The organism is Paraflavisolibacter caeni, assembly GCF_025628885.1.
In the GTDB taxonomy this organism is placed as follows: Bacteria; Bacteroidota; Bacteroidia; order Chitinophagales; family Chitinophagaceae; genus Flavisolibacter; species Flavisolibacter caeni.
In genome coordinates, this window is record NZ_JAOTIF010000001.1 from 683020 (window position 1) to 696712 (window position 13693).

Genomic DNA, 13693 nt, shown 5'->3' on the forward strand with positions numbered 1-13693 from the left:
AGCTTGGGATATCCAGCTAATACGAAAACAGTTCCTGAGTTTAGGCAATTACAATTTCGCTTTTATTTTTTCTTTGTTTACGTTAATAGAAGATTCTCTAACAACCAGGTCTGTATCAAGCATTTTTGTTTCAAACTTTGTAATAGGACGTTTGCTTTCGATGATTTGGATCAAATGTTCTATGGCTACCTGTCCAATTTCAAAGGCTGGCTGGCGAACTGCAGTTAATGTCGGAGAGAATAAATGGGCAAGGTTGGTATTAGTGAAGCCGGTAAAGCCTAGTTCCTTATTTAATTTCAATTCCTTGATGATACCGAAGCAAACCATAGTGATCCGGTCGCCAGCACAAAAAATAGCATCAGGCTTGTTTTCCCCTTTCTGCAATACGTTCACAGCCTCTTCAACTTCTTCTACAATCATACCGCCATGATTGCAATGTTTAATAAGAGTTTCGTTGAATGGAATACCATGCTTTTCCAAAGCATTTTTATACCCTCTCAACCTTTCTTTTGTAATGGATAGAAATGCTGAGCTGGTGATATGTGCGATATTTCTGAAACCCTGAAAAATAAGGTGCTCAGTTGCATCAAATGCCCCCTGGTAATTATTGGCAACTACTTTGTGAGTTTCAATTTCATCTGGAATACGATCAAAAAAGACAATAGGCAGTCCTTTCTCATGTAATTCCTTAAAGAAGGAAATATCAGATGTCTCGCTCGACAAGGATACCAATAAGCCATCTACTGAACGTGAAACTAGGTGCTGAACGTTCACTTTTTCGCGTTCCTGTGATTCGTGGCTTTGGGTAATGATTACATGATAGCCTTTGTTATAAGCGATCGACTCTATGCCATTGATAGCTTGCGAGAAATAAGTATTGGCAATTTCACTTACAACTACACCGATAGCACGGCTTCTCCGCTCTTTTAGGCTTAGTGCAATGGGATTTGGCCGATAGTTGATCTGTTCTGCATACTCCAAAACCAGCTTCTTGGTTTCAGGGCTTATTTCATAGCTGCCTCTTAAAGCTCTGGAAACAGTGGATGTTGACAGATTAAGTGCTTTGGCAATGTCTTTTATCGTAACTGTATCAAACTTCATGGTAATGAGCAGAATAAGTGCTTAAAAGTATCGAATTTTATGCTTCAACCTTAATGAATAATAGTTCTAATGATTATGAATGCCTTTTTAGTAAATAAAGCCATTCATATTCGAATACAATTCTAAATTTTTGTCATAGTATATTTAATGAACGTAGTCTAATATCTCAAATTGTAGTATCCCTTTCAATCCAATAAACAATTGCTTCAGAAAAATTGGCAAAGATTGAAAGGGCTTATTCCAGGCCAGTGCTGAATAAAGCAGAGAATTAGTAGTAGATTTGTAAAACAACTGCATATGACTGCTTAACATCTGTAACGCCTATTTAACTAAGTCAAATCATTACATCTTCAAAAATGAAAATTGGATGGATTATGATTTTACAGCAGAAACTCATTTCGTACGGTCAGGCTTAACTGCTTTAAAGAATTTCCAATAATCAAAAGTAAGTTCATGAGCGCAAATCATAATTTTTTATGCATTTACTTATAAAAAACTGTAAGTCTTTTGCGCAGATAGTTATTGTTGTGCTATCAGTATCGGCATGTTGTTTATTGAATACTTCAAAAGCACAAAAAACAGAGGCCCAGAAAAAGGATACAGTACAGCCTATGGATATATCAGATGTCTTTCTTAAAATAACAAAGAGAAAGGCAGATACTTTGAAGCTTGGTAAAAAAACAGGAATTGCTTTATTACCTTCATTCGGATATAATCCAAGTTTTGGTTTTATAATTGGTGCAAAAATATCCGGTGGAAAGCAAAACGGTAGCCCGGAAAATACTATTTATTCTGTTTATGGACTGGAAGGCTTTTATTCTTCCAAGGGAATAAAGAACGTACAGTTCAGGCATAATCTGTTTACGGCTCAAAATCGATGGAACTGGCAAGGCAACTGGCAAATTGCCCGGTACGGACAGGTAGATTATGGATTGGGTACAAAGAAAAGGGCAGGTGGTAGCGGCAACGGTTTCAATATTAATGAATTACCAACTAAAATTGCTGATAGTGCCTACCCCATTAAGTATACTTATTTAAGATTATTTGAAAAGTTGTATCGAAAAATTGCACAGCATTGGTTTGTTGGGGCGGGTATCAATATCAATATGTTCTCAAACATCGAAGAGGAAAAAAACACAAATTTGTTGGGCACGCCACATAAACGGTATAGTTTGCGTAATGGCTTTGATACAACTGGGTATTCACTCAACGGCTTTATACTAACTCTACAATATAATACAAGGGAACACCCTGTACGATCTTATGGAGGGATATACGCTGATCTGAGCTTTTGTTTTAATCCGGTATGGCTGGGAAGTAATAAGCAATCACTACAACTTCAATATGAATTTAGAAAGTATTGGTCTTTAAGCAAGCGCAACCCGGAACATGTCATAGCTCTTTGGCATTGGGCATCTTACGAATTGGGCGGCGAATTACCGTACTTGGGATTACCTGGCACAGCATCTGATACATATGGCCGGAGCGGCAGGGGTTATACATTGGGATACTTTAAAGGTCCATCTTATGCATATTTAGAAAGCGAATACCGGTTTCCAATTTTACGTAACAAATTTTTGAGTGGGGTTTGTTTTTTTAATCTGCAATCCGCTTCAGATGATAATAATACAAAGGTTTTCGATTCATGGGAGCCAGGCGGCGGAGTTGGTCTACGGGTTCTTTTTAAAAAACAAGGTCGGATAACTTTATGTGCCGATTTTGCAAAAGGGAAATATGGGTCCGATGGAATTTTCTTTGGATTGAATGAAGTGTTTTAGTGAATTCGATTAAAGAAATCTATTGACTTAATAAAGCTTTAACCATTGAAAAAGCTACTTTTTGCCAGTATATTCATATCGTTTATCATTGGCTTTTATACCTGCAAGACACCTTCTACTACAACAAAAAATATGGCATCAACTAAGTCTGATAACAGCCGCAACTCACTTGATTGGGATGGTATCTATCGGGGCGTTCTTCCCTGTGCCGATTGCCAGGGCATTCAAACCACTGTTTATCTGAATAAAGATCTTAGTTATCGTCTCAAATTAAAATACCTCGGCAAATCAGACAGTGCACACGAGTATTCGGGCAAGTTCAGTTGGAACAATGAGGGCAGTACGATAACCTTGGACGGCCAGGAAAAAAGCAGCTACTTTGTAGGTGAAAATACTTTGACACAATTGGATAAAAATGGCAATAAGATCTCTGGTGGGTTGGCCGGTAAATATATTTTAAGCAAAGAATATTATGCCCTGCTGGAAAAATACTGGAAGCTTACTGAACTTTATGGACAACCGGTTAGTGTGGACAGCACATATCGCAAAGAGCCACATATCATCTTTAAGGATGAGGAGAACAGGTTTATCGGTATTGGTGGATGTAACAGCATTTCCGGCACTTATGATTTGGGTAGTGGAAACAGGATCTTACTTTCTAAGGTCATATCCACCCGGATGGCCCTGTCCGGCTTTGGAAGTAGAAACCAAATTCTTGCAAGCCCTGCAAGCAGCGGATAATTTCAATGTTACGGGTGATGTCCTGGTATTAAATAAAGCCCGGATGGCTGCCTTAGCCAGGTTCAAAACTGTTTACATGAAATAATCCTATACATCGCTTTTTGATTCTGTTTCTGTGGACACAATCTTTACACCTATGATTTTGGTGGTAAAATATGCGGATAACTTATCTTTCTTAAAGTTAGTAATTCCAAATAAATTTTGAGGGATGTTCATATGGTGACTAAAATGGATAATAATAATTGTTGTATATTTAATATACTTTCAGATCGCTTTAGCTTATTTCAAAAAGAGTTGGAAAGAAGGGATCTTTCCTTTAAATGTTTTTTTTCTGCACAGTCATTTGTAAATCTATCATAAAGATCAGTGTTTAAAATTACTGCCCTGTGAGAAGGCCAGGCCGGTGTTTATCCGAAATAACAGATTTGTTTACATAACTCAAAAATACATTGATATGAAAAGGGTTTTATTACTTATTGCCGCCTTTTTTATATACACTGCGGTATCTGCTCAAACAATTACAATGGGAAAAAAATGCCGCGAGCAAAACAATAATGGGATTAGTTTATTAAAGGAAAAAAAATATCAGGAAGCCATTGACGCCTTTACTGCCATGGAAAAATCATGCACGACAAAAGATGCTAAAGAAGCAACTGCTGTGGGCAAGGCCGAAGCTTATAACGGCTTGGCTAAATATGAAGAGGCCATAGTGGCCAGTGATGCTGCATTAAAAGTAACAAAAAACAAGAGTGTTGCTGCGCTTTTTCAAAAAGCTTTAGCTCAAAATAAACTGAAGCAATTTGATGCAGCCAATCAAACCTTTTCAAAATTGATAGCTCTTACCGAAAAAAATCAGGATACAAAAGCTAGAGCTTCCAACTATGCATTAATGTCTGCATTCCATTGGCGTCAATTAAACAATGCTGATAGCGCCAATTACTTTCTTGAGAAAGCCGTGGCCTTAGATCCTTCCAATCCAAACTATGTAATACAAAAAGGAGATATGTTGTGTGATGAAAAAAAATACGATGAAGCATTTGTGCAATATGATAAAGCAGTTGAAATGGGAAAGGCCGACGCTGAGATGTATGAGATACGAAGCAATGCGCGAGTGAAAATGTTACAGGAAAAATACCATACCAATAATACGCAAGAGCTGCGAAGTAAAATGTCTGCACAGGAAAGGGACCAGGTGTGCGTAGAATTAAAAAAAGCCATATCCCTGGGCTTGAAAGATATGAAACAAGATATGTTTGCTTCCCTGGTTTGTAAATAAAAAATTAAGCTATGAAAAAGACTATATTATGCATTACAGCCGCATCAATTCTTTTTGCTGGATGTTCAACCATGAATAAGCAACAAAAAGGAACTATAATAGGTGCTGGCGGAGGCGCTGCTATAGGCGCAGCAGTTACCAAAGGAAGCATTTGGGGTATACTGGCTGGTGCGGCCATTGGCGGTGCTGCCGGCAATCTGATTGGTAAGAAAATGGATACCCAGGCAAAGGACTTGAAACAAGCCGTACCAACTGCACAGGTTGAAAGGGTAGGTGAAGGTATCAACATGACATTTGGATCGGAGCTTATGTTCGAAAAAAACTCCAGTGTAATCAACGACTCTTATAAAAGCGATCTGGCCAGTGCTGTAGAGGTGTTTAACAAATATCCGGAAACAAATATTGTTATAGAAGGCCATACTGATGATTCAGGTAGTGATGAATACAATATGACATTGTCCGAAAAGCGTGCTAATGCTGTAAAGGATTTTTTTATTTCAAAAGGAGTTAGTGCAGATCGCCTCACTACAAAAGGGTATGGAGAAACGCAACCCAAATATGCCAACGACACCGAAGAGAATCGCAAGAAAAATCGACGTGTAGAACTGGCAATAGTTGCTAATGAAAAGATGAAAGAAGAAGCTAAAGAAGGAAAACTTAAATAATACCCTTCTGAATATATACCAATTGATCAAGTTATGACCGTAGCTGTTTTTACGAACACGATACGCTGTGCCGGTTAAAAATTCACTGATCAGGCAGCAAAAACAGAGCAGAAATAATTATTGTAAATTTAGTGACGTCAATAGGTTACTTTAAAAATTATGGTTCAGAAATGGATCAAAAGAGCCGTTATTTTTTTTGCAATAATTATTTTTTTAATTGCAGGTTTTCTATTATTTCTCCACACACCCATTGGCAAATCAATCGTAAGACAAAAGGTTGAAAGCTATTTGCAACAGAAATGGATGACTGGGGTGAATATTGGAAGTATCGATTACCGATTGCCAAACTGGATCGTCCTTGAGCAGGTGCTCATTTTGGATCGTAAAAGGGATACGCTGTTAAGCGGTGGCCGCCTGTATGCCGGAATCAAGCCCCTTAAACTCCTTTCGAATACAGTTGATATCACTGGGGTTAGTTTAGAGGAGATTACGCTTCATTTAGGCCGCGAAGCCGGGGATACCGCCTTCAATTTCCAGTTCATCCTTGATGCTTTTACGCCTTCTTCCAAGCCAAAGACAGCCCCATCAAAAAGCACTCCCATGCAATTGTCGGCTAATAAGCTCTTCCTGGATAATGTCAGGTTTAGCTTAAACGATAAGAAGGGGAAGTTTTACCTTTCTGCAGTCATTGGCAGTTTTTCCTGTACTCCTGATGAGCTTAACCTGGAAAAAACGACTTTCCGTGTCAATCAACTCCTGCTAATGAACAGCCAGGTATCCATTATTGACTCATTCTCATCGGGAAATAGTAAGCCTGTAACAACTTCCAGTAGCCGGGCTGACCCGGCTGCCCTGGTAGTGGCCATCAATAAATTGGGGTTACAAAACATCCGGTTTTCATACCACGGCCCCTGCGATAAGACAGGTATTGATATCCTGGTAGATAGCTTGCAATTCAAAGATGGATTTTTGGACCTGGCCAGCCAAACTATTAAGGGCAGGCATATTAGCATAAACAAGTCAACTGTTGAACTGTTGAGCTGTATTCCGGCCAGGAAGGTAGCTTCTGAAAAAGAGCAGAAGCAATCGCCCACTAAAAATTATTATTGGGATATCCATGTAGACACGATTACGTTAAACAATAATTCATTTGCCTACCATAATTCAGCGGTTCCTGCAAAGGGTGGATTAGACTGGCAGCATCTCAATCTTCAAAGAATTAGCCTGGTAATCACTCATGGTGATCTCGATTCTTCACGCCTGCTCACAAATCTGGATGTCCGCTCCCTGCTGATGAATGATCAGCTTAACTTTAAAAAAATGACTGCCCAGGTCCGGCTCACTAAAAGCCTGTTGAGTGTAAGCGATCTTAGTGCCGCCATCAATCAGTCTCAATTGTCTACAAGAGGAAACCTTATATTGCCTTACGGGCCTGGTTCTTACCAGGCTGCTAACCCTCCCAAAGTCCGGATTAAAAATTCAACCATCAATTATGGAGACCTGTTGTTGATACAACCCGGCCTAAAAAAAATATTACCTGTTTCGCTGTTGCCATCCGAAAATATAATGGTCTCAGCGAATGTTTCGGGAGACCTGTTCAACTTCAAGGCGGAAGAAGTTCGCCTTACAACTTCCAGTAAACAGGTTCAATTCAATGGCAGCATAGATTTGAATATCAGAGGCTCAACCGCGCCAGTTTATAAGGCTACCATTGATCAACTGCATCTAAAAAAACAAATACTTTCAAAGGACCTTCTAGACCAGATTGAAAAAGCAAATACCAGGCTGCCCGGAGATGTCGCTATGGCAGGCCAAATACAGGGAACTGGCAAAAAGCTTACAGCCGATCTGAGGCTGAACAGCACATTAGGGCAATTGAATGTTAAAGGAACTGCTCAAAATATCAGTGATCCCAACCAACTGGATTATGATTTTCAATTGGATGCCAACCAATTTGAAACCGGAAAATTGTTAGGGCTTGATTCTATTTTGGGAAAAACTACCGGCCATGTTTTGATCAAAGGCAGAGGAATACAGATGGGCCAATTGGCTGCAACTGTTGTACTGCAGCTTGCATCTGCAACGATCCAAGGGTATTCCTATTCCAATATTAACCTGGAAGGCGGAATCTCCAAATCAGTGTTTACTGCAAGAGGACGGATCGATGATCCCAACCTGGAAACAGAAATAGACCTCCAGGGTCATATCAGCAACCGGGGCACTGCTGTGCAGGGGAATATTCTTATTGGGAGGGCTGACCTTAATAAGATTCATCTTACTGGCGATAGCATCATTGTAGCCTCCAACATCAATATTGATGCAGATTATGCAAGCCCACAACGAATCAATGCAAGTATCAGGGCAGATAGTAATAGAATCACCGTCCGGGGAAAGGAGGTTTTTGCAGACAGTATTTCATTCATTTGTAAATCTGACCCGGACAGTACTCTTCTATTGGCCAATGCTCCATTTATCAATGCAACACTGAGGTGCAATTATCCGGTTAATATGCTTTCCTCAGAAATCTCGTCTTTATTGAAAGCTGTTTACCTGGTGAAAGACCAGGCACATGTAGATCTCGGTCTGCCAGGTATGCGGAATCGCCGGACCAGTGTTGATGTGAAATTGACACAAGATGAATTATTGAGTTCATTGGTGCCGGAGCTTACATTCAATGAACCAGTAATGATAAATGGCACCTATGATGCAGGCAAAAAAGATTCTTTTCTTTTTATTAAGATGTCAGCTCCCAGTATTCAGTATGACAATTATGTGGGTAATGATTTGCAATTTAAAGCGGAGTCATCCGATTCGGCAATACAGTTTGTTTTATCAGGACGGGAAATACTTGGCGGAGCTAAGCCGCTTGCTTCCCCAAATATTACCGGCGAGTTGCGGAAAGACAAGTTGGATGTAAAGGGCAAGGTAGAAGACACTACGGGTAAGGAGTATTATTCGGGAAGTGTAGGTGTAACATTCGAAAAGAACAGAACTATATTCAGGCTGTCAGATGATTTAAACCTTAACTATTCTAAATGGAAAGTACCCATTGACAATAGTGTGACTGTTCAAAAGGATGGTTTTATTGTGGACAATCTTTCTCTTGAAAATAAAGGCCAAATATTATACATCAACAGTAAGGATCGGCAAACCATATCGCCTATAGATATCAGAATTGATAGTTTTGATATCGGTAATATCCTGGCAATTGCATCCTATGGAGATACCATGATCGCAAAGGGCACGCTAAAAGCAGATATCAATATTCAGCAACCAATTAATAAGGTGCCCGTATTAACAGGAGATATCATTGCAAAGAACCTGGCAGTTTACAATATTCCTGTTGGAGATCTTAATTTTCATTCCAATACCAGTGGTGATAGCCTGGTCATGAATGGAAGCATATCAGGTAATAATCAGTTGGATTTTTCCGGAAGTATACACCCGGTTCATGAGAGGATCAACGTGCATACCAGGCTACAAAAGCTTGATATCAACCTGGCCCAGGAATTTACGAAAGAGTGGCTTACCCGTGTATCCGGTCAAATAAGTGGAGAATTGCAGTTGGCTGGTTCTCCAGACTCACTAAGCGGTCAAGGCGTCATCAGTTTGGATTCAGTCACGTTTGCTCTTAAAGATTTCAATGCCCTTTACAGGATAGACAAACAAAAGATCTATATTGAATACCCTGCAATAAACTTCAGGAAATTTATCATCTCTGATACGTTAGGCCATCCATTAACCGTGCAGGGGCAAGTGAAAATAATTTCAATAGGAAAAGTTGGGATGGATTTAAGCCTTGAGACCAAAAAACTTGTTGTATTGAATGCAGTCCGCCAGGCGGAAAGTCACATTTACGGCACAGGCATCCTGGATGCACAAGTTGCTATTAAAGGCACCAGTGAAGAGCCCGTCATTAACGGAAATGCATACCTGCACGAAAAGAGCAGTGTTCATTTTCTTTTGTCTCCCAAAAGCAATTCCATCAAAAGGCAGAAAGGCGGAATTGTTTTTGTTGACATCGATACCCTTTCTTTACCAGGTGCAGATATTGAGGCGCCGGTAAAGGATTCCATTACAGCACGTAAGGAATTCAAAGGACTGAAGTATAACCTGGACCTGAAAGTAAGCAAGGATGCAGTATTCAGCGTCATTATTGACCCTTCAACCAATGATGAATTGCTCGTTAAAGGAGAAGGCCGTTTAAATGCAGGGTTGGGGGAAAGCGGGCAGATGGGAATTAATGGTGTGTATCATCTCCAATCCGGCTATTACAAAATGAACAATCTATTACTGAAGGGAAAGTTTATGTTGGTAGCAGGCAGCACGATCACATTTGATGGCGACCCTATGTCGGCTGTGGCCGATGTAACCACTGAATATGAAGTAGAAACTAGTGCTAAAGGATTGCTGGACTACAAGGATATTGATGACGAGGCCTATTCACAAAAAGCAACCTTTGTTGTTGTATTTATGATTAAGGGGCCGGTATCGAAACCAGTACTTTCCTTTGACATTAAATTAAAACAAGGAAAAAACAGTCTGAACAGTTCAGTGAGGTCAGATATTGAACACGAACTTGACAGGCTTCGAAATGATGTTTCAGCCATGAATAAGCAGGTGTTTTCTTTGTTGTTAACCAAGCGGTTCTCTAGTGCAGAAGGGTCTAATACAGTTGCCAGCAGTAATCTCAATGTAAATAACGCATTAAAGGAAGGCGTGAGCAGCTTTTTGGCGGAGGCCATGAACCAGGTGGCTGACCAATTAATTAAAGGTGTTGACATAGATGTGAACATGACGAGCTATAAATCGGGAGATGACCCGATATCGAAAACAGATCTTGGAGTGGCCATGTCCAAAGATCTGTTCCAAAACCGGATGGTTATTTCCGTTGAAGAAAACTTTCTTCTCAACGACGACGGCTCATCAGCCCAAAAGAGCGGGAGCCAATACGTTCCTGATATCACCACTACTTATAAACTGTCGAAAGACGGACATCTACAGGTAAAAGCTTACCAGAAAAATGAATTCGACGCTGTCGTACAGGGCTATTTTACTGAAGTAGGCGTTAGTTTCACTTTTGAGTTATCTTATGATCACCTAAAGGAATTGCTTCATCGTAAAAAGTATTTACCCAATGAAGAAAAATGAGGAGGAGGCTGCAAAATATCATTTTCATTATTCTGCTGGCAGGCTGTTGCTCCTGTGGCGTGAATCGCCGTTTACCAGCCGGAGAAAAGCTGTATTATGGCGCTAAAGTAGAAGTTGAAAAGGCTCCGGAAGTAAAAACCAAAACTTCAGTGCTCAAAAACAAACTGGCTGACATCACCGCACCTAAAACCAATAAGATGCTTTTGGGGCAGCCTTATAAAGTGTGGCTTTGGTATGCAATAGGACAGCCCAAAAAGGAAAAAGGAATCAAATACTGGCTCCGGAATAAGTTTGGAGAAGCCCCGGTGACTTCCCGAAGTCTCTCTCCTGCATCCATTGCTGAAAACATGGAGACACTGCTTGAGAACGAAGGTTACTTTAATAGCAAGGTGGTTGGAGATACGATTACAGTTAAGAAGAAATTGAAGGTTTTATACCAGGCTAAGGTGGAGCGCCCCTATATGATTGGACCCATCAGGTGGCGGCTGGACAGCAGCCAATTGGCAAGTGATCTCTTACAATTGCCTAAAGAGGAAGCGCGTCTGAAAACCGGTGAACAATATAGTGTGGGAAAAATTAAAGCAGAAAAAGAGCGCCTTACTTTATTGCTAAAGGAAAAGGGTTACTATTATTTTGAAAATGATTTGTTGCTCACCTATATTGACACGAATCATCACAATTATACGGCAGCAATTTATTGGGCCATTAACCAACCTATCCCTGCTGCGGCAAAAACACCCTATAGGATCAATCATGTTGTTGTACTCACCCCCTTTACTTCGCTACAACCTTTGCCCGACAGCCAGGTAAAGATGCTGCCACAATATAAGGGGATTCATATTTATGATTCAGCAAGGAAATTTAAGCCAGATATTTTTTCCAGGGCCATTACGTTTCGAAAAGGCAGCCTTTATTCACTGCCTGAGCAAAATAAATCCCAGGTCAGGTTGAATAGTCTTGGAACCTTTCGATTTATTAAAACCCAGTTTACGCAAGTTGCCGACAGTAAAGACCTGATGGATGTGACCTATTATATGGCGCCTTTGAAGAAAAAGAAGCTACAGACCGAGTTGGGCGGTTTCACCCGAAGCAATAGCTACAGTGGCGGGCAGTTGAGCCTGCAATGGGCAGACAAGAATATTTTCCGGGGGGCTGAAGCCTTGGTGATCAAGGCAACCGGTTCGTTTGAGCTGACTCCGAACGATTCACTGAGTGCTAATAATAACTGGCGATTAGGAATCGAAGCGTCCTTAAATATTCCCAAACTAATAGCACCTTTCAGGGCGAGCAATGATTTTACTAAATTCCCCAGAACTTTTTTCCCGCTTAGTTATGATTGGGTGAGGCACCAGGATCTATATACGGAACACTTTTTTAATTTCCGATATGAGTGGAGGTGGGGTCATACCGCAGCCAAGGAATACCGGCTTACCCCACTTAACCTGACGGTGACCAATACTGCTAATTTTACGAATACATTTACCACCCGAATGAGTAATGAATCTAACCTAGGATTTGTGCTTCCAACGATCATTATCCCTTCACTCGGCATGCAATATATAGTTACCAACAATCCGCCTCATAAAATGAATGCCTCCTATCTTCATGCCGGCGTTGAATTTGCAGGTACTATCCTTGGCTTCATTAAAGGAAACAACGGTCCGTTTTCCACCAAGATCGGTGATTCGTATTTTATGCAGTATTTAAAAGCTGCTTTTGATTACCGGTTTTACAGGAAGTTAGGACCAAATGTTAATTGGGCGAATCGCCTGATCATCGGGGCCAGTTATCCTTATGGGAATTCTCCTTTTCTTCCCTTTTCGAGACAATATATCATTGGTGGCGCCAATAGCCTGCGGGGCTTTATTCCAAGACACCTCGGGCCCGGAAGTACACAGGCCACTGAATTGCAGCAAAGTACATTCCCGGAGATCGGGGGCGACTATAAACTGGAAATGAATACCGAACTGCGGTATCCCCTGGGTGGGCGCTTTAAGGGCGCTGTTTTTATCGATGCTGGAAATATATGGATGAAGGATACTGTATTATACAAAGCAGAAGGGAAACTATCGAAAGACTTTATAAAGCAGTTAGCCATCGATGCCGGCCTGGGCGTAAGGTTGGATGTAAGCATCCTGATCCTGCGCCTTGATCTCGCCATGCCCTTTCATAAACCCTGGCAGCCTGAAGGTCAAAGATGGATCTTCAAGGATATGGATTTGGGTAACCCGGATTGGAGGGATGAAAACCTGGTCTTTAATTTTGCAATAGGATATCCTTTTTAAATAGATACTTTCTGTTTAGTTGTGAAAACCAATTCAGTGAGGAACTGGTTCTTCACATAAAACTTTCAGCAATAAATGAAAACATTGAATTCATTTATTAGTGTTCCTGTAATTTCAACCTATAATTGAAAAGAATGAAAAAAATTGCCGTAGCAATTTCAGGAGCCAGCGGAGCTATTTATGCCAAATTGTTGTTAGATAAATTAATATTACTAAAAGAGCAGGTGGCAGAGTTGTCAATTGCGATGAGTGATAATGCTCCTTTTGTATGGCAAACAGAAATAGGTGGCGAAGGTTATAAAAATTACAATGCGCGTTATTTTTCTACAAAAGATTTCACAGCACCTTTTGCTTCAGGGTCGGCTCAATACGACGCGTTGATCATTGTTCCCTGTTCGATGGGTACTTTGGGCCGGATCGCTTCCGGCGTGTCAAACGATCTCATCACACGTGGTGCCGATGTGATACTTAAGGAGCGAAAAAAGTTGATATTGGTTTTGCGCGATACGCCCTATAATCTTGTGCATATCCGCAACATGGAGACCGTTACATTGGCTGGCGGCGTTATATGTCCGGCCTCGCCTTCATTTTACAGCAATCCTAAAACCATTGAAGATGCAGCCCTAACTGTGGTGAATAGGGTGATAGATCTGGTTGGCTTAAAACATGAGAGCTACCGTTGGGGAGGAATGTAGT

General features: G+C 40.7%; 8 protein-coding genes. 7 read left to right on the forward strand and 1 reads right to left on the reverse strand.

The genetic code is table 11. The features are described from left to right. Nucleotides 1-48: 48 nt before the first annotated feature. Nucleotides 49-1101 (reverse strand): LacI family DNA-binding transcriptional regulator, encoded by a 1053-nt coding sequence (locus OCK74_RS02820; RefSeq protein WP_279295470.1) that lies wholly within the window; start codon nt 1099-1101, stop codon nt 49-51. A 476-nt stretch (nt 1102-1577) separates the two neighbouring features. On the opposite strand from OCK74_RS02820, the gene OCK74_RS02825 reads away from it, so the two are divergent. From OCK74_RS02825 to OCK74_RS02855, 7 genes are all read left to right on the forward strand, one after another. Further along, nucleotides 1578-2879 (forward strand): BamA/TamA family outer membrane protein, encoded by a 1302-nt coding sequence (locus OCK74_RS02825; protein WP_279295471.1) that lies wholly within the window; start codon nt 1578-1580, stop codon nt 2877-2879. Nucleotides 2880-2924: 45 nt separating this feature from the next. Further along, a complete protein-coding gene (locus OCK74_RS02830; protein WP_279295472.1) occupies nt 2925-3620 on the forward strand; it encodes a copper resistance protein NlpE N-terminal domain-containing protein in 696 nt (231 codons plus the stop codon). 454 nt (nt 3621-4074) lie between these two features. After that, nucleotides 4075-4896 (forward strand): tetratricopeptide repeat protein, encoded by an 822-nt coding sequence (locus OCK74_RS02835; protein ID WP_279295473.1) that lies wholly within the window; start codon nt 4075-4077, stop codon nt 4894-4896. Nucleotides 4897-4907: 11 nt separating this feature from the next. Beyond that, a complete protein-coding gene (locus OCK74_RS02840; RefSeq protein WP_279295474.1) occupies nt 4908-5561 on the forward strand; it encodes a YiaD family glycine zipper/OmpA-like lipoprotein in 654 nt (217 codons plus the stop codon). 159 nt (nt 5562-5720) lie between these two features. Beyond that, entirely contained in the window at nt 5721-10712 is a 4992-nt protein-coding gene (locus OCK74_RS02845; protein ID WP_279295475.1) for a translocation/assembly module TamB domain-containing protein, read from the forward strand. After that, nucleotides 10709-12997, forward strand: a complete 2289-nt coding sequence (gene tamL, locus OCK74_RS02850; RefSeq protein ID WP_279295476.1) for a translocation and assembly module lipoprotein TamL — start codon at nt 10709-10711, stop codon at nt 12995-12997. The genes OCK74_RS02845 and tamL overlap by 4 nt, the downstream gene beginning before the upstream one ends. Nucleotides 12998-13131: 134 nt before the next feature. Further along, a complete protein-coding gene (locus tag OCK74_RS02855; RefSeq protein ID WP_279295477.1) occupies nt 13132-13692 on the forward strand; it encodes a UbiX family flavin prenyltransferase in 561 nt (186 codons plus the stop codon). Nucleotide 13693: the final 1 nt, after the last annotated feature.